This window comes from Tsuneonella sp. CC-YZS046 (assembly GCF_035581365.1).
GTDB lineage: Bacteria > Pseudomonadota > Alphaproteobacteria > Sphingomonadales > Sphingomonadaceae > JAWKXU01.
Genome location: NZ_CP141590.1, coordinates 455,619 through 473,329, shown reverse-complemented (window position 1 = coordinate 473,329; position 17,711 = coordinate 455,619). Strand labels below are relative to the sequence as shown.

Sequence of the window (17,711 nt, the reverse complement as noted above, 5' to 3'; positions counted from 1 at the left end):
TGGCAATGCGGCTGGTGCTCAGGGGGCGAGCACTTCCAGCGTGGTGACGTAGGACGCCCGGCGAGGCGCGGGGCCTGCCGGAGCGGGCGGCGGTGGCGGAGGAGTTCCTTCGGCCGCGCCCGGAGCACCCGGTCCACCCGGGCCGCCCGGCCCGCCTTCACGTCCACCGCCGACCGAGGCATTGAGCCAATACATGCCCGGAGTGGGCCAGGTCACGGTCAGCTTGCCGTCGTCGTCCGTCACCAGATCGAGCTGATCGAGCGAATCGCGATAGCGGATTCCGCCCGGAACCACGGTGACTTTCAGCCCGCTCGCCGGCTTTCCATCCAGCAGGAACTGGAAGCTGGCCGCTTCGCCCGCCACCAGATCGTTCGGATGACTGATCGGAACCAGCTCGATGCCGACGCCGGTCGGCGTGAAGATGGTCGAGGTCGGTTCGCCCAGCGTCACGAAGATTTCGTTGCGATTGCTGGTTTCGGCGGTCTGCACATCGGTCGCCCCGGCCGGAATGGCCTTGGCCAGCGTATCCTTGGTGGTGCCGCGCGGCAGGCGTTCCTGCTTGCCGTTCAGCGTGTAGCTTCCCATCACTCCGCTCGAAACGGAGGCGATGCGATAGGTGCCCTGCTTGGTCAGATGGACATCGAAGGTGGAGCGATATTTGCCGGTGGCGGCATTCTCGATCGCCACTTCGCTGCCATCGGGCGCGGTCGCCTTGATGCCGTCGGTCCGCAGCGGCACATGCTCGAAATAGAACAGGTCGTTGGAAACGGCCGCATCGACCGTGACCCAGCTGTCGTCGCCGGAAAGCACGGTGGACGACGGCAGCATCCATTGCCGGTGCGCCTGGGCGCTGGCGGGGAGCAGGAGCGCGGCAATCGCGCCCGCGAGCAGAAACTTGCCTTTCATCGAATTTCCTTCCCTCATTTGCCGAAAGTCAAAGTGACCGGCCCCAATTCGCTCTGGCCCGATGCGCGCACGGTCGCGCCGGGCTTGGCCGGCCAGGTGAACGGCAGGCGGAGCAGTTCGCGCCCGCCCACCTCGCGCGCGGCCTCGATGACCAGCGTGTACTGGCCGGGAGCAACCGCGCCGAGCGGCCCCTTCCCGGCGGTGAACTTCACCTGATGCTTGCCCGGCGCTCTGGTCGCCCCGGTCACGCCATCGGCCGGAAACCGCATCGAACGGCCCGAAGCACGCCACCACTGGCGCACATCGCGCAGCCATTTGGTGCCTTCCCCGTTCTTCATGTCGTAATCGTACCAGACCTGGAGAGTGCGGGCGGGGGCGCCTTCCTTCTCCAGCCAGATCGCGACGTAGGGACGGTGATACTCGGCCACGGAAAGGCGCGGGATGGTCACGTCCAGCGTCATCGTCTGGGCCAGGGCGGGGCTTGCGATCGTGCCGGTGGCGCCCATGACGGCGGCGCTTCCCAGCAACATGCGATGTCTGATTTGCATCGGCGGCATTCTCCTTAGTGAATGAAAACAATGGCAAGCAAGGCGGGCAGCGCGAAACCGGCCGCGACCAGCGGCCATGTGCTCGGTCTCTTCGCCGCGTGGAGCTTCAGCAGCAGCAGCCCGGTGAGAGCGAACAGGAAGCACGCCACCGCGAAGATATCGATGAACCATTTCCACACGGTGCCGGAATTGCGCCCCTTGTGCAGGTCGTTCAGATAGCTGATCCAGCCGCGATCGGTTATCTCGCTGGTCACGGCTCCGCTATGCCGGTCGATGGCGACCCAGCCGTCTCCGCCCGGCCGGGGCAGCGCCAGATAGACTTCATCGGCCGACCATTCGGCATTGCCCGCGCCGGATTGCCCAAGCTCCTTGCCGATCCAGCTGGCGACCTGCGGCGGCAGCGGCTTCTGCGTCCCATCCGCCTCTGCCGGGGCGGGAGCAAGCAAGGGCAGGAGATCCGCCGGAAGATCGGCCGATCGCTCGGTCACCACCGGCTTCCCCTCCACATCGGCGGCATGATTCAGCGTGATCCCGGTGAAGGCGAACAGCAGCAGGCCGATCAGGCTGATGGCGGAACTCACCCAATGCCAGGTGTGCAGCTGCTTCAGCCAGAACGCCTTCGCGCTGACTTTCCGCTTGGCGGCAGGCGCCTTTGCACCGGCAGTCGCGCCATGAGGACCACTGTTGAACATCGCGGCCAAATAACGAGAACGACTCGCAATTGCAAATCGCTCGCGCCATAAATTACAAAAAATCACACTTCCCCTGTTCAGGCCCGGAAAAGCTGGCATTGCAAAGTGGCGACCCCGGCAGGATTCGAACCTGCGACCATTCGCTTAGAAGGCGAATGCTCTATCCAGCTGAGCTACGGGGTCCCGATTTGACCTGCCTTGCCCTATCCATATTGCAAGACGATGCCTAACCTAAACTCTTGTCCTTGCCTTCTCCACAAAGACGCTGGCCTCTATCCAGCATAGCCGATGACGTGCATATGCCATGCCGCATAGCGTGTTTATCGCACGGGGCAAATCTCTACGGGCCAATTGCACATGAACGAGCAGCCGACACGGATAGAAGGCCAGGCAGGCGGCCGAGCCCATTTTCGCTATTTCGACCTCATCATGGCGGCCTTCGTCGCCATCCTGCTGCTGTCCAACATCATCGGCGCTTCCAAGCCTTCCTTCGTCACCTTGCCGGGCGGGCAGGAATGGTCGTTCGGCGCGGGCGTGCTGTTCTTCCCGCTGAGCTACATCATCGGGGACGTGCTGACCGAGGTCTATGGCTATGCCCATGCCCGCCGCGTGATCTGGACCGGCTTCGCCGCGCTGATCTTCATGGCCTTCATGGCATGGGTCGTGGTGGCGCTGCCGCCCGCCCAAGGCTGGCCCCACCAGGGCGCTTACGAGGCGGTGTTCGGCAACAGCTGGCGGATCGTTCTCGCGTCGATCACCGCCTTTTGGGCGGGCGAGTTCGCCAATTCCTACGTCCTCGCCCGGATGAAGCTGTGGACGCGCGGAAAGCTGCTGTGGACACGCACGATCGGCTCCACCGTGGTGGGCCAGGGGCTGGACAGCCTGATCTTCTACCCCCTCGCCTTTTACGGCCTGGCCGGCTGGCCGCCCGAGCAGCTTGCGCAGGTGGTCGCCTCGCAATGGCTTATCAAGACCGCCTGGGAAGCGTTGCTGACGCCCGCCACATATGTCGCCGTGAACTGGCTCAAGCATCGGGAAGGAGTGGAGGTGTTCGATACCGACACCGACTTCTCCCCCTTCGCGAAATCCCGCTGAGCAGGTCCGCAATGCCCGTCGACCGCCTGATCCTGAGCGGATTCCGCAACCACGCCGCCAGTTCGCTGGACGGAACCCGGCGGTTCAATCTGCTGGTGGGCGAGAACGGCGCGGGCAAGACCAACATCCTGGAGGCGCTGTCCCTGTTCGCGCCCGGACGCGGGCTTCGCCGCGCCGCCCTGACCGAAATGGCGGCGAAGGACGGCGGCGGATTTTCGATCAGCGCCGAGCTGGATTGCACGGATGGCGCCGAGAAGGTGAAGCTCGGCACCGGAACCCGGGCCGACCAGCCGAGACGCCGCGTGGTGCAGGTGAACGGCGCCCCGGCAAGCGCGATCACCCTGGCGGAATGGCTGACGCTGAGTTGGCTCACCCCTGCCATGGACAGGCTGTTCATGGACAGCGCGGGCGGGCGCAGGCGGCTGATGGACCGGCTTGCGCTGGCGCTCGATCCGGCACATGCGCGCCATGCCGCCCGCTACGAGGCCGCCTTGCGCGAGCGCAACCGCCTGTTGTCGGGCGAAGAAGAGGCGGATGCAGGCTGGCTGGATGCGGTGGAAGCGCAACTGGCCGAGGCGGGCGCGCCGCTCGCCGCCGGACGGCGCGCGCTGGTCGAGCGCCTGCAAGCCGCCCTGGAAGATCTGCCGGACGAGCCGTTCGCCCGCCCCGCCCTCACCTATCTCGCGGGCAGCGCGGCCGAGCCCGACGCGCTGCTGGCGGAGTTGCGGGCCAATCGCGCGCGCGACCGATCCGCCCGGCGAACCCTCGCCGGGCCGCATCGCGACGAACTGGCGGTCGCCATGGCCAGCAAGGCGATGCCTGCCGCCGATTGTTCCACCGGCGAGCAAAAGGCGATGCTGATCTCGATCATCCTTGCCCATGCCGCGCTGGCGGCGCACGGAAGACCGGGGCTGCTCCTGCTCGACGAAATCGCGGCCCATCTGGACCCGCTGCGGCGCGAGGCCTTGTTCGAGCGCTTGCGCGGCGGGAACGCACAGGTCTGGATGACCGGAACGGAGCTGGCGCCCTTCGAGGCGATCAAGGGAGAAGCCGCGATCTGGAAAGTGCATGAAGGCGCGGTGGAGCGGATCTTCTAGGGTCAGGACCTATTGATTGCATGGCCGTGGCTTGAGCCCTTAACAGGCGCGACCCTGGCGCAGGCTGGATTATTCCCGGGGCATCGCCTGGGCTATGCCATCCGCCGTCGCGCCGACCAGTTCCTCCACGCCCCGCACGGTCAGGCCCTTCCCGCCGCGCACGAACAGGTCCGGCTTGCCCCGCAAGGGGGTTTCCAGATCCAGCCGGTGGACGGGAACCGCGGTGACAACCGTGGAAATGAACTCCGCGTCAGCCGTGCCGGACACCAGCGCCAGCGCGGGCTTGCCCTGCAACCGGGCGATTTGCGCCTTCAGCGCGGCCCCGCCCCCATCGGCCCGGACAGTCGCCAGCCGGCCATTCACGCCCCGCGCCCGCAGCGCCCTCTCCAATCGGGCGGGATAGCTGTCTTCCGGCTCCAGCCCCGCCCCGTCGATCGGATCGGATTCCACCAGAAGGATGAGCCGTTCCGGCCCCATCACCGGCAACCTCTCCATGCCGGGCGGCTCCGGCGCGTTCGTGGCCGGACCGGATGGGGCATCCCCGCCGCAGGCGGCGGCCAGCAAGGCCAGCGCCGCCGCCGGAACGTCGATGAAGCGGTTTCGGCTCAGGCAAAGACCTCCGCGCTGGCGGGGTCCTTCGGGTCCGGCCCGAAGCGATTGGGGCCGGGCGTGCCCGGCAGCAGCATCAGCACCAGAAAGGCGATGCCGGCGATGAAGTTGATGATCGGGATCATCGAGGCGACGATTATCCCGAGATACCACCATCCCGACATATCGCGATCGTGCAGCCGCCGCACGACCACCGCAATTCCCGGGATCAGCGAACCGAGCCAGAACAAGGACAGCAGCAGGCCCCCCAGCCAGAAGAGCGGCCCAAACGACATATCCAGGGCCTCCGGATTGGAAAGGGCGGCGAAATTAAGCCCGCCTGCCATGATAAGCGCGAACAGCACGGATGCGACAATCAGGCTGAACAGCACGAACATCCAGTATTCGAGCCGGCGCGAACGCCCCGAAAAATCGAAATAGCGCTTATAAGGCAGGATCATCCATTCCATAATTTCCCCCTCTCCAACTCGGTGAATTACCGGCAGCAAACACAAACGCGATGCCGATACAAACAAAAACAGGCACCACTATATGCGGATCGGCGCCGCTTCCTACCATTTGAACCGCGCTGAAACCCCGTAGGTCCGGGGCAGATTCAGGTAGCCGGAGATGGCCTGAGGCTGCGCCACGGAATTGAAGATGCGGTTGAGATAGCGGTCATCGAGCAGATTGCGGCCCCAGACCGACAGTTCGAAGCCGTTCCCCATGGCATAGGTGAGCGACGCTTCCAGCTCGTCGACCTGGCGCTTGAAGGGGCGGGCCGCCTCGGTCGCGAGCGTATAGTCGACCGCATTGCCGGCGGCATCGCGGGAAACGAAGCCCGGCAGCCCTTCCACCGCCCAGGCCGGGGATTCATAGTGATAGGCAGCGCGGGCGATCAGCCGGTCGCCGTTCCCGATCTCCTGCTCCCATTGCCCGCTGACCGTGATCGACCATTCCGGAATCTCGACCGGCTTGCGCCCGCTCTGGTCGCCCACCGCGGATTCCGGGAAGCTGTCATACTTGGGATCGAGCCACACCACCGAAAGGCCCAGCGTCAGCGGATCGACCGGCCTGGCCGTGCCCTCGAATTCCACCCCATAGGTGGACTGCTTGCCCGCATTGGCGAGAGCAAAGCCGGTGCCGGTAAAGATATTGGACTGGAAGCCTTTGATTTCCTGATGGAACACCGCAAGATTGGCCGAATAGGCGCCCCAGTTCCCCTTCGCGCCGAATTCGATCACCCGCGATTCCTCCGGCCCGGCGAAGCGGCTGCCGAACCGCAGATTGGGCGTGATCAGCCCCGCCCCGGCCAGGGCGCTGGCATCATCGGCCGGCGGGCGGCTGTCGCGCGAGAGATTGACGGAGCTTGCCTTGAAGCCCGTCGCATAGCTGGCATAGAGATTGACCCGATCGGTCGCATCATAGGAAAGCCGCAGCGTATAGGAGAAATCGTTGTCGCTGGTCTTCCCGCTTTCGACGGCATTGGGGACGTTGAGAAACGGCGGGAATATCTGGAGCGTCCGCAGCCCCCCGATCGGATTGGCTTGCGGATTGTTCTGGTTGGCGTTGGCGAAGCCCATAATCTGCTGATAGGCGGGCATGGTCGCCGGATCGGTCGCGAAGGCCAGCACGGCCGCCGGGTCGGTCGGATCGACGCCGGCCTGGAGCAGCCCGCCCGCCGCCAGCAATTGCTGGCGGAACGCCGCATATAGCGGATTGTCGAGATCAATGGCGGAGAATACATCGGTCGCTATCACATTGGTGCGCAGTCTCTTCTTGTCCCTGGTGAAGTTTCCGCCGGCTGTCAGCGTGAGACGATCCGTCAGCGCGAAATCGACCTGCCCGAAGATCGAGAATGACTCGTTCTTGAGCCGGTAGGCCTCGTCCAGCCCGGAACCCGGAGCGAAGAACCGGCCGAGATATTTGGCGGGGTCCCCTTCCAGCGCGCCGAAGGTTCCTTCCAGCACCGGCACGCTCAACGCTCCGCCGGAAGCGCCCTGAATCAAAAGATCGGCATAGCCGCGGAAATCCGGGCCAAAGAAAACGTCGTTCTCCTGATCGAATTTCTCGTTGATGTAGAACACGCCGAGCAGAGCGCTGACCTTGTCGCCGAAATCGCCGGAAAGGCGGAGTTCCTGGGTGAAGGTCCGCAGCGACTGATCCTGGAAATTGCGGTCGAGCAGCCTTGCGGTGGTGAAATCGGAATCCTGGTCGGTCAGGGAATTGGTCTTGCGCAAGGCGGTGATCGACGTGACGTTCACCGGCCCGGCCTCGTAATCCAGCTGGGCGGAAAAGCCGTAATTCTCGACATCGTTGGATGAGGGGAAGTTGTTGTAGGTCCGGTCCGCGAAAGGATGGGCGGGATCGGTCACTTGCCCGCCCAGCGCCAGGATCGCGCCGGTGGCCGGCGAACTCCTCAGGTTGACGACGGCGCAGCAAACCTCGTCGATCTTGTCATAATCGCCGATCAGGCGGATTTTCAGGCTGTCGTCCGGCTCGAACAGCAATTGCCCGCGCACGAACCAGCGGTCGCGGTCATTGGCGCGGCCGCCTGTTCCCAGATCGCGCACGAACCCGTCGCGCTTATTCAGCCCGGCGGCGACGCTGACCGCGACGTTCTCCGCCAGCGGGCCGGTCACATAGCCCTTCGCCACCACGGCGTCGTAATTGCCGTAGGATGCCTCCAGCGAACCGCCGAAGCGATATTGCGGCTCCTGCGTTATGATCGAGATCACCCCCGCCGAGGCGTTCTTGCCGAACAGCGTCGATTGCGGGCCTCGCAGCACCTCCACCCGCCGGATGTCGGGAAAATCGCTGATCTGCGACGCCGTCCGGGAACGGAACACGCCATCCACGAACACGCCGACGGATGGCTCGATCCCGACATTGTTGGCGCCGTTGCCGAAGCCGCGGATGAAGAAGTTGGTGTTGGCCGCGCTCTGCAGCTGCACCACGCGCAGCGCAGGCACGACCGTCTGCAAATCCTGGATGTCGCGGATATTGGCGCGCTCGATCGTTTCCGCGGTGGTCACCGTCACCGCCACCGGCACATTCTGCAGCGTTACTTCGCGCTTGGTTGCCGTCACGATGATTTCGTTGCCGGACGGCTCGTCGAACGCGGGGGTGTCCTGCGGGGAGGGAGCGCTTTCACCGCCCTGCGCCCAGGCCGGGCCTGGGGTCGAGAAGCCGAGAAATGCGAAAACGACGACAAGGGTCGAATGGCGATAGCCCGATACGATGCTTCTCATCATGCCTCCCCCCGCTTGCGGAACGGAGGAAGTTGATGCCCCCCGCATCAGCCTGAAACACAGTAAAATTGGAGAAGATCAACCACAATCATTATTTCACGCTCCCAGCTCGTTTATTGATCGCTTTTGGAAGGAAATGCATCGAACCGGCCACGCACGCGGCGCTTGCCGTTTGCGCAAGGTTCCGCTACGGGGCGCGGGCTCAAGGGCGGCCCTGCCGCCTTACCCCATTCCTCCGTTGAAAGCCCCTTACGCGAATGTCCGCTCCCGAAGCCCTGCGCAATATCGCCATCATCGCGCACGTCGACCATGGCAAAACCACGCTGGTCGACCAGCTTTTCCGCCAATCCGGCACCTTCCGCGACAACCAGCGGGTAGAGGAGCGGGCGATGGATTCCAACGACCTGGAGAAGGAGCGCGGGATCACCATCCTCGCGAAGCCTACCTCGATCGAGTGGAACGGCACGCGCATCAACATCGTCGACACGCCCGGCCACGCCGACTTCGGCGGTGAGGTGGAGCGCATCCTGTCCATGGTCGATGGGGTGATCCTGCTGGTCGACAGTTCCGAAGGCGCCATGCCGCAGACCAAGTTCGTCACCGGCAAGGCGCTGGCGCTGGGCCTGCGCCCGATCGTGGTCGTCAACAAGGTCGACCGCCCGGACGAACGTATTCAGGAAGTGCTGGACGAGGTGTTCGACCTGTTCGTCTCCCTCGAAGCCACGGATGAACAGCTCGACTTTCCTGTGCTCTATGCGTCGGGCCGTAACGGCTACGCCAACGAAGACCCGAGCCTGCGCGCAGGCACGCTCGAGCCGATGTTCCAGAAGATCGTGGACCATGTGCCGCCACCGTCGCTGGACCGGGACGCACCGTTCAGCTTCCTCGTCACCTTGCTCGACCGTGACAATTTCCTCGGCCGCGTGCTGACCGGCCGGGTCCAGTCCGGAACGGTCAAGGCCAACCAGGCCATCCATGCACTGGACGCCGACGGCAAGGTGATCGAAACCGGCCGCGCGTCCAAGATCATGGCATTCCGCGGGCTGGACCGCGTGCCGGTGGACGAAGCCAAGGCAGGGGACATCATCAGCCTCGCCGGTCTCACCGTAGCTACCGTTGCCAACACCATCGCCGACACGTCGGTTTCCACCCCGATCAAGGCGCAGCCGATCGATCCGCCGACATTGTCGATGCGCTTCGCGGTCAACGACAGCCCGATGGCCGGGCGCGAAGGCGACAAGGTGACCAGCCGCATGATCCGCGACCGCCTGATGCGCGAGGCGGAAAGCAATGTGGCGATCAAGGTAACCGAATCAGCCGACAAGGACAGCTTCGAAGTCGCCGGGCGTGGCGAACTCCAGCTCGGCGTGCTGATCGAAACGATGCGCCGCGAAGGCTTTGAACTCGGCATCAGTCGCCCGCGCGTGCTGTTCGGCGAGGATGAGAACGGCAAGCGCACCGAGCCTTACGAGACGGTCGTGATCGATGTGGACGACGAACATTCCGGCACGGTGGTCGAGAAAATGAATCAGCGTAAGGCCGAGATGACCGACATGCGGCCATCCGGCGGCGGAAAGACCCGCATCACCTTCTCCGCGCCGAGCCGGGGCCTGATCGGCTATCACGGCGAGTTCCTGTCCGACACGCGCGGCACCGGCATCATGAACCGGCTGTTCGAGAAATACGGCCCCTACAAGGGCGCGATCGAAGGCCGGCAGAATGGCGTGCTGATCTCCAACTGCACCGGCGAAGCGGTGGGTTATGCGCTGAACAGCCTGGAAGATCGCGGCATCCTGTTCGTGAAGCCGCAGGAAAAGATCTATGAAGGGATGCTGATCGGCGAGAACGCCAAGCCTGACGATCTCGAAGTCAATCCGATGAAGTCGAAGCAGCTCACCAACTTCCGGTCGACCGGCAAGGACGACGCCATCCGCCTGACGCCGCCCAGGGTCATGACGCTGGAACAGGCCATCGCCTATATCGACGATGACGAAATGGTCGAAGTCACGCCGAAATCGATCCGCCTGCGCAAGGCGATCCTGGACCCGAACGAGCGCAAGAAGGCAAGCCGCAAGAAAGAAGCGGCCTGACGCCTTTCGCCGAACCGGCGAGGTAGCAGAAGAGCGCGAGCGTGCAGCACAGGGGGTTGCGCGCCCCGCGGCCTCCGCACGCGCCAGACGAACGGAAGCGCTGTGACGGCCGCTATGATCCAATAGCGGTCAGCCTTCCATGCTGCTAACCAGCTACGATGTATCGTCCACCTGCATTTCGCGAAGATCGCCCTCAAATCCTGCATGAGGCGATCCGAGCACACCCTCTGGGCACGCTTATAACTGCAGGTGCATCTGGACTGATGGCCAATGTCATACCGTTCAGTCTTCATGTAGAGAAAGACGGTGACGTGCTTCGCGCCCACCTTGCGAAGGCCAACGAACAGATTGCCGGGTTGCGCAAGGGAACCCCGGTGTTGGTAGTATTCCAGGGACTGCAAGGTTATGTCAGTCCATCATGGTATCCGACTAAACGGGAGCATGGGAAGGTGGTGCCGACATGGAATTATGTCATCGTTCAGGCCCACGGTCCGTGCCGTGTCATCGACGATCCGGCATGGCTGCTTGAGCAGATCACGGAACTTACCAGCGCCCAGGAAAATGGCCGTGCCGAACCGTGGGATGTGAGCGACGCGCCGGATGATTACGTAAAAGCACAACTCAAGGGCATCGTCGGCCTGGAGATTCCTATCAGCCGCCTCGAAGGCAAGTGGAAGATGAGTCAGAACCAGCCCGAGCGCAATCAGCGTGGTGTCGCCGCAGGACTGCGTGAGGATGGCCATGCTGCATTGGCTAACGAAGTCATCGCGCGCTCGAAAGACAGCTAATCACCCAATTCCAGACGTTCGCCCTCATCGTCATCCCAGCGAAGGCTGGGATCGTTGTGGGCAATGCATCACCTAGCCGCCCAAGATGCCAGCTTTCGCTGGGATGACGATAAGGCCTCGCCCCCGGCCGCGCTTGCCTGAAGGTTTTAGGCGAATCTATCCGATAGCCTTCACTCTATGAATTCTTCCCGGTCGGGGATGCGGGTGAAGGCGATCTTGGCGCCCGAGAAACCCCGCCCGGCCGACGGCAGCATTCCGATCAGCACCGTGTCGCGCCCGAAGCGGTGATTGAGCCGGTCGAGCGCGCGGGAAAGCCGGGCATCGCGCAGCCGCCGCGCCCAGGGGCCAGCCTCGGCCTCGGCCTGCGCGAACAGGTCCGGCTGGAACGCCGCCTCCGGCTCCAGCCCATAGAATGCGACGGACAGCTTCCTGACCCTCACCCCCGCCTCGCGCGGCACCAGGCGATCCCATGCCTCCAGCATCATGGCGAGGAAGGTGACGCTGTCCTGCGCCGGGCGGCAGCGCATCTCCAGCCGCAGGCGACGCCCATCCTCCAGCCGCGCCGAAAAGCCGAAGATGCTGGCGGTATAGCCCATCCGCCGCAGCCGCGCGGCCGCCTTCAGCACCAGCCGCCGGGCAACGTCCACTGCCCGCGCCGGGGGGCGCATTTCGGGCGCGAGCACATGGCTGTGCCCGATGCTGCGCCGCTGCGTCCGCAATTCGGGCAAGTCGTGGCCGCGCAGATAATACCACATCCGCTCGCCCCAGATGCTGCCCCACGCCTTGCGCAATTGCCGCCGGTCGAGCGCGAAAATATCGGCAACGCTGTGGATGCCGCGAATATGCAGCCGCTTCTTCATGTTGCGGCCGATGCCGGGCAGGTCGATCGGCGCCAGTTCCGCCGTCAGCCGCCGCTCGATGTCTTCCGGCATCAGCACGGTCAGCCCGTCGGGCTTCTCGAGATCGGTCGCCACCTTGGCGAGATAGCGGTTGGGCGCGATCCCGATGGAGCAGCGCACCCATTCCCCCAGCCGCTCCTTCAGTCCCGCCTTCACCGCCAGAGCGATTTCCCGCGCGACGGCGGGCTCGGCCTCGTTGCGCATCAGCCGCGCGGCCATCTCGTCGATCGAGCAGACGTCGCTCACCGGAATATGGCGGGAAATCTCCTCGATCGCGCGATGATGATATTCGACATAAAGCTCGTGCCGGGCGAGGACGCAGACCAGATCGGAGCACAGCTTCTTCGCCTCCCAGATCGCCGTGCCGGTGCGGATGCCATGGGCCTTGGCCTCGTAGCTCGCGGCAATGGCGCAGGTGCTGTCGCTTTCCACCGGGACCACGGCCACCGGCCGCCCGCGCAGATCGGGCCGCAGCTGTTGCTCCACGCTGGCGAAGTAGCTGTTGAAATCGACATAGAGCCAGCGCAGCGGCGAAGGGGAAAAGGGGGAGGGGGCGAGAAGCATGGGGATGTGCCGTGGGACTCCGTGATTCGGACGGCATAGCATTTGTTCTTATTATGTTCCAGACAAGCGGATTCATCGCGGAGTGGCTGGCGGGTGGCTGCCGAGCCTTTCCTACCCCGGGAAAATCTGGCTTATCCTGCCGGATGACACGCAGAGCATCCCGCACCCTCATTCGTCATGCCAGCGAAAGCTGGCGTGTCAGGCGGCCTGGTCGCGCAATGCCTCATAAAGATCCCAGCCTTCGCTGGGATGACGGCAAAGGCAGAGAGCGACACAACTGGCCTGACGGCTCCGGGAGAGGCGCCTTTGCGAAAGGTCACACTGAAAATCCCTCGCCGCTCGCCATGGAAGGCCGCTTCAGCGCGGGGTTGCGGCGCGCCGGAAAGGGAAATCGGAATGCACATTTCCGGCGTTCTGCGTCAACTCCCGCCCCCTTTTCACATTACCAAAAGGTTAAGCCCGGGTTCACACGCATCCTGCTTTCATGCCGCCATGCCAAGATAGTCCTGCCGTCGGATGGCAGGCGGGCGAAGGAGGCAGGATATGTTCAGTATCTTCGGAAAGACGGCGCTGGGCGCGGCGCTTGCCGCGGCGGCCACATTGGCCGCAACCCCTGCCGAGGCTCGCCGCTACGACCGCGGCGACAACGATGCGGCTATCGCGATCGGCGCGGGCGTAGTGGGCCTGGCCATCGGCGCGGCCATCGCATCGAGCAACGACCGCCGCCATTATCGCGACGGGTATTACTACTACGATCAGCCGAGGTATCGCGGCTATTATTACGACCGGCCGAACTATCGGAATTATTACCGCTACGACCGGCGCGATTACCGCTATCGCGACCGCGACCGCTGGGATCGCCAGGACCGGCGCAATTGGCGGGGCGACCGCGGCCGGTATTACCGCCGCTGACCGAAAGCGAGCGTGCCGGGCAAGCTCCGGCCGCGGAATCGATTTCACTGGCCCATCGGCGCAGACTGCCCCCTTTCCTGCGCCGGTGGGTTTCTTTTCAGGGCAGAGGGCCGGCCGGCGGCTGCCGGTCTTCCGCCCTTCTCTCTCCGGCTTGCGGCGAAGGGAATACCTTCTTCCCTGAGGAAAACGATCCAGCCACGGCTTTTTCCGTTCCCTCAGGCTCGCCATCGCGCGCAATCGGCCCTAGAAGCGCGGCCGCAATGGAACTTTCCGAACTTCGCATCGCGCTGTTCAGCGGCAACTACAATTATGTCCGCGATGGCGCCAACCAGGCCCTGAACCGGCTGGTGGATTATCTGTTGCGGCAGGGCACGCAAGTGCGCGTCTATGCGCCCACGGTGGCGAATCCCGCCTTCGAGGCGACCGGCACGCTGGTCGGCCTGCCGTCCTTCCCGATCCCCGGCCGCAAGGAATACCGGATGCCGATGGGCCTGTCCCCCAGGGTGCGCTGCGACCTCAGGAAATTCGCGCCCAATGTGGTCCATCTCTCCTCGCCCGACATTTCGGCCCACCGCGCGCTCAGCTGGGCGCGCAACCGGCGCCTGCCGGTGCTCGCCTCGGTCCATACGCGTTTCGAGACTTACATGCGCTACTATGGGCTGGCCTTTACCGAACCGATGCTGGAAGCGATCATGCGGCGCTTCTACCGCCGCTGCGACGCGCTGGTGGCCCCTTCGGAAAGCATGGCGCAGGTCCTGCGCGACCAGCGGATGAGCTACGACATCTCGCTCTGGTCGCGCGGGGTGGACCGCGACACCTTCAACCAGAACCGGCGCGATCTCGCCTGGCGGCGCGCGCATGGCATCGGCGACGACGATATTGCAATCGGCTTCCTGGGCCGGCTGGTGATGGAAAAGGGGCTGGACGTGTTCTCGGACACCGTGGACGAGCTTCGCCGCAACCGGGTGCCGCACAAGCTGCTGATCGTCGGGGACGGGCCGGCGCGCGGCTGGCTGGAGGCGCGGCTGCCGGATGCGAGCTTCGCCGGCTTCCAGCACGGCGCCGATCTGGGGCGCGCGGTGGCCAGCATGGACGTGCTGTTCAATCCCTCGATCACCGAGACGTTCGGCAATGTGACGCTGGAAGCGATGGCCTGCGGCCTGCCCGTGGTCGCGGCGGAGGCCACCGGCAGCGAAAGCCTGGTCGATGACGGCATTTCCGGAAGGCTGGTCCGCCCCGGCGCGATCCGCCAGTTCGCGGAAGCCTTGCGCGCCTATATCGAACAGCCGGAGCTGCGCCGCGCGCATGGCGAGGCGGGCCATTCGCGTAGCCAGGATTTCGATTGGGACCGCATCAACCATGCCGTCGCCGCAACCTATCTGCGCCTCGTGCGGCAGCGGCAGGCAATCGACAGGAACTGAGCCGATGGACGATCTGTTCGGTCAGCAGCCTTCGCCCTCTGCCCCTTCCGAACAGCCGCGCGCGGATGCCCCGCTGGCCGACCGCCTGCGGCCGCGCCAGCTTTCCGACATCATTGGCCAGGAGCATCTGACCGGCCCCGAAGGCGCGATCGGGCGGATGGTGGGTGCGGGGCGGCTGTCATCCATGATCCTGTGGGGGCCGCCCGGCACCGGCAAGACCAGCATCGCCCGCCTGCTGGCCGATGCGGTGGGGATGCGGTTCGCGGCGATCAGCGCGGTGTTCTCGGGCGTCGCCGATCTCAAGAAGGCGTTCGCGGAGGCGGAAACGGCGGCCAGGGCCGGGCAGCGCACATTGCTGTTCGTGGATGAGATCCACCGCTTCAACCGGGCGCAGCAGGATGGCTTCCTGCCTTATGTCGAGCGCGGGACCGTGACGCTGGTCGGGGCGACCACCGAGAACCCGAGCTTCGCCCTGAACGCCGCGCTGCTCAGCCGGGCGCAGGTGCTGATCCTGCACCGCCTGGATGCCGCCGCGCTGGGCGTGCTGCTCGACCGGGCCGAAGCGCTGGAAGGCAGGCCCCTGCCCCTGACGGCGGATGCGCGGGCAGCGCTGGTGGCCTCGGCGGATGGCGACGGGCGCTTCCTGCTCAATCAGGCCGAAACGCTCTATTCCGCCGATATCGCGGAGCCGCTGGACCCTGCGGCCCTGGGCAAGTTCCTCCAGCGCCGGGTCGCGGTTTACGACAAGGATCGCGAAGGGCACTACAATCTGATCTCCGCCCTTCACAAGAGCCTGCGCGGGTCCGATCCGCAGGCCGCGCTGTATTATCTCGCGCGGATGCTCACGGCCGGGGAGGAGCCGCTCTATGTGCTGCGGCGGCTGACCCGCTTCGCCAGCGAGGATATCGGGCTGGCCGACCCGCAAGCGCTGACCCAATGCCTTGCCGCCAAGGATGCCTATGAATTCCTCGGCTCCCCGGAAGGCGAGCTGGCGATCGTGCAGGCCTGCCTCTATTGCGCCACCGCGCCCAAGTCGAACGCCGCCTACAAGGCGCAGAAGGCGGCCTGGGCCAGTGCGAAGGAAACCGGCTCCCTCAGCCCGCCGGCGCATATCCTGAACGCGCCGACCAAGCTGATGAAGGACATTGGCTATGGCAAGGACTACGCCTATGACCACGATACCGAGGAGGGCTTTTCCGGCGCGGACTACTGGCCCGAAGAGATGGAGCCGCAAGCCTATTACCAGCCGGTCGAGCGGGGCTTCGAACGGCAGGTGATCGAGCGGATGGAATGGTGGGACAAGAAGCGGCGCGAACGGCGCGGCTGATGCGGCCCGGCCGGTTCCGCCATTTTGCCGCGATTGACTGGTCCGGTGCGGCGGGCGAGCGGCAGAAGGGGATCGCGGTCGCCATCTGCGGGCACGATGGCGGGCCGCCACGGCTGGTTCGGCCGACCGGCGCGTGGTCGCGCGAAGGCGTGCTGGATTATCTCCGGCGCGAGCTGCCCGGCGATACGCTGGTGGGGCTCGACCTCGGCACCTCCATGCCCTTTGCCGATTGCGGCGCGTTCTTCCCGGGCTGGGAGCGCAGCCCGGCCGACGCGCATGGGCTGTGGGCGCTGGTGGAGGAAATCTGCACGGACGATCCGCATCTCACCGTGGGCAGCTTCGTCGATCATCCGGTCGCGTCCCGCTACTTCCGGCGGCACGGTGCGCGCGAGGGGGATCGCTTCCACCATGCCAAGGCCGGCCACCGGCGCGGCCGCTTCCGCGTGACCGAGCAGGCCCAGGCCGCGATGGGCTGCAAGCCCTACAGCAATTTCAACCTGGTCGGCGCGGCGCAGGTCGGCAAATCCAGCCTTTCGGGGATGCGGATGCTGCACCGGCTGACGGGGCGCCTACCGGTCTGGCCGATCGACCCGCTGCCCGCGCGCGGCTCCGTCATCGTGGAAATCTACACGGCGCTTGCCGCGATCGCCGGGGGGCGCACCGCTTCGCGCAGCAAGATGAAGGACCGGCAGGAGCTGAATTGCGCGCTGGAAACCCTGGGCTGCCCGCCCCTGCCCGGCGCTGGCCCGATCGACGATCACAGCGCCGATGCACTCCTCACCGCCGCATGGCTGCGCATGGTTGCGGATCGCCCCGGCCTTTGGGCGCCCAAGGGCATGACCGATGAAATCGCTCGAACGGAGGGCTGGACCTTTGGCGCGGTTTGAAGCAGAGGGGCGATGCGTGCCGGCTTAGCTCAGTTGGTAGAGCACCTGATTTGTAATCAGGGGGCCACGGGTTCGACTCCTGTAGCCGGCACCATAAAATCAATGGGTTATATGATAATTCCAGTCTGTCATGGGGTCTCGCTAAGCACCGAATAAGCACGGCGAGCGACTGCGACTGGTGGGAGTGAGGTTGCAGAAATGAGCGATGGCCTTCTGGACATCTATAGCGAACTGCAGCGCTCAATGTCGCAGTTCATTCACTTCGTGCTGGGCGCGGCGGGTGGTGGAATTGCATTTGCTGTGCACCAGACTTCCGGAGAGCCGTTTTCACCTGCCATGATTCCGATCGGCGCAGCTGTCATATTCTGGGCGATCAGCTTCTTTAGCGGACTCGTCGCCCTTCAACGGCGACAGTCGTTTCTGACGCTCAATTTCAACATAATCCAGTTCAAGAAAAACGCCTATGAGCAGCTTCCAGAGGCGCATATCTATCTTACGGAAGAGTTTGAACGCGGAAAGACCGACTTGAAAAGCGCGGCGGCTAAGCCGCTATTTTGGATGACCTGGCAACGCTGGAATTTGTTTGTGGGAGCCCTAGCTTATCTTGCTGGTCATATTTGGCAAATGTCGCTGGTGAAGTAGATTA

General features: G+C 64.5%; 16 protein-coding genes and 2 tRNA genes. 10 read left to right on the top strand and 8 right to left on the bottom strand.

The window, feature by feature from the left end; genetic code table 11:
* Window positions 1-18 precede the first annotated feature (18 nt).
* From U8326_RS02335 to U8326_RS02320, 4 genes are all read right to left on the bottom strand, one after another.
* Window positions 19-906, bottom strand: coding sequence for a DUF4198 domain-containing protein (locus tag U8326_RS02335; RefSeq protein ID WP_324742102.1), 888 nt, complete (start codon window positions 904-906; stop codon window positions 19-21).
* Window positions 907-920: 14 nt separating this feature from the next.
* Window positions 921-1,454, bottom strand: coding sequence for a DUF2271 domain-containing protein (locus U8326_RS02330; RefSeq protein ID WP_324742101.1), 534 nt, complete (start codon window positions 1,452-1,454; stop codon window positions 921-923).
* A gap of 14 nt (window positions 1,455-1,468) precedes the next feature.
* On the bottom strand, window positions 1,469-2,146 hold the full coding sequence (locus tag U8326_RS02325) for a PepSY-associated TM helix domain-containing protein (protein ID WP_324742100.1): 678 nt from the start codon (window positions 2,144-2,146) through the stop codon (window positions 1,469-1,471).
* Between the two features lie 106 nt (window positions 2,147-2,252).
* Window positions 2,253-2,329: transfer RNA gene (locus U8326_RS02320), tRNA-Arg, on the bottom strand.
* Between the two features lie 174 nt (window positions 2,330-2,503).
* Here U8326_RS02320 and U8326_RS02315 point away from each other — a divergent pair.
* Both U8326_RS02315 and recF read left to right on the top strand, forming a co-directional pair.
* Entirely contained in the window at window positions 2,504-3,241 is a 738-nt protein-coding gene (locus U8326_RS02315) for a queuosine precursor transporter (protein WP_324742099.1), read from the top strand.
* Window positions 3,242-3,252: 11 nt separating this feature from the next.
* Window positions 3,253-4,338, top strand: coding sequence for a DNA replication/repair protein RecF (recF, locus tag U8326_RS02310; protein WP_324742098.1), 1,086 nt, complete (start codon window positions 3,253-3,255; stop codon window positions 4,336-4,338).
* Window positions 4,339-4,407: 69 nt separating this feature from the next.
* On the opposite strand, the gene U8326_RS02305 is transcribed toward recF, so the two are convergent.
* The 3 genes from U8326_RS02305 to U8326_RS02295 all read right to left on the bottom strand — a co-directional run bounded on the left by U8326_RS02305 (window position 4,408) and on the right by U8326_RS02295 (window position 8,180).
* Complete coding sequence (locus U8326_RS02305; protein WP_324742096.1) at window positions 4,408-4,833, bottom strand: hypothetical protein; 426 nt, start codon at window positions 4,831-4,833, stop codon at window positions 4,408-4,410.
* A 110-nt stretch (window positions 4,834-4,943) separates the two neighbouring features.
* On the bottom strand, window positions 4,944-5,387 hold the full coding sequence (locus U8326_RS02300; RefSeq protein ID WP_324742095.1) for a DUF805 domain-containing protein: 444 nt from the start codon (window positions 5,385-5,387) through the stop codon (window positions 4,944-4,946).
* A gap of 111 nt (window positions 5,388-5,498) precedes the next feature.
* A complete protein-coding gene (locus tag U8326_RS02295; RefSeq protein WP_324742094.1) occupies window positions 5,499-8,180 on the bottom strand; it encodes a TonB-dependent receptor in 2,682 nt (893 codons plus the stop codon).
* Window positions 8,181-8,434: 254 nt separating this feature from the next.
* Here U8326_RS02295 and typA point away from each other — a divergent pair, with 254 nt between their 5' ends.
* Together typA and U8326_RS02285 are read left to right on the top strand one after the other, a co-directional pair.
* Window positions 8,435-10,267: a translational GTPase TypA gene (typA, locus tag U8326_RS02290; protein ID WP_324742092.1), complete on the top strand. Its 1,833-nt coding sequence runs from the start codon at window positions 8,435-8,437 to the stop codon at window positions 10,265-10,267.
* Between the two features lie 158 nt (window positions 10,268-10,425).
* Complete coding sequence (locus U8326_RS02285) at window positions 10,426-11,055, top strand: FMN-binding negative transcriptional regulator (protein ID WP_324742091.1); 630 nt, start codon at window positions 10,426-10,428, stop codon at window positions 11,053-11,055.
* Window positions 11,056-11,225: 170 nt separating this feature from the next.
* Here U8326_RS02285 and U8326_RS02280 read toward each other — a convergent pair whose 3' ends face one another.
* On the bottom strand, window positions 11,226-12,518 hold the full coding sequence (locus U8326_RS02280) for a Y-family DNA polymerase (RefSeq protein ID WP_324742090.1): 1,293 nt from the start codon (window positions 12,516-12,518) through the stop codon (window positions 11,226-11,228).
* A gap of 543 nt (window positions 12,519-13,061) precedes the next feature.
* On the opposite strand from U8326_RS02280, the gene U8326_RS02275 reads away from it, so the two are divergent.
* From U8326_RS02275 to U8326_RS02250, 6 genes are all read left to right on the top strand, one after another.
* On the top strand, window positions 13,062-13,430 hold the full coding sequence (locus U8326_RS02275) for a hypothetical protein (protein WP_324742088.1): 369 nt from the start codon (window positions 13,062-13,064) through the stop codon (window positions 13,428-13,430).
* A 260-nt stretch (window positions 13,431-13,690) separates the two neighbouring features.
* The gene (locus U8326_RS02270) at window positions 13,691-14,851 is read left to right on the top strand and encodes a glycosyltransferase family 1 protein (RefSeq protein WP_324742087.1); all 1,161 of its coding nucleotides are present in this window, start codon (window positions 13,691-13,693) and stop codon (window positions 14,849-14,851) included.
* A 4-nt stretch (window positions 14,852-14,855) separates the two neighbouring features.
* The gene (locus tag U8326_RS02265; RefSeq protein WP_324742086.1) at window positions 14,856-16,178 is read left to right on the top strand and encodes a replication-associated recombination protein A; all 1,323 of its coding nucleotides are present in this window, start codon (window positions 14,856-14,858) and stop codon (window positions 16,176-16,178) included.
* Complete coding sequence (locus U8326_RS02260) at window positions 16,142-17,065, top strand: hypothetical protein (RefSeq protein ID WP_416385500.1); 924 nt, start codon at window positions 16,142-16,144, stop codon at window positions 17,063-17,065. The genes U8326_RS02265 and U8326_RS02260 overlap by 37 nt, the downstream gene beginning before the upstream one ends.
* An 18-nt stretch (window positions 17,066-17,083) precedes the next feature.
* A tRNA-Thr gene (locus U8326_RS02255) sits at window positions 17,084-17,159 on the top strand.
* Window positions 17,160-17,263: 104 nt separating this feature from the next.
* Complete coding sequence (locus U8326_RS02250) at window positions 17,264-17,707, top strand: hypothetical protein (RefSeq protein ID WP_324742085.1); 444 nt, start codon at window positions 17,264-17,266, stop codon at window positions 17,705-17,707.
* Window positions 17,708-17,711: the final 4 nt, after the last annotated feature.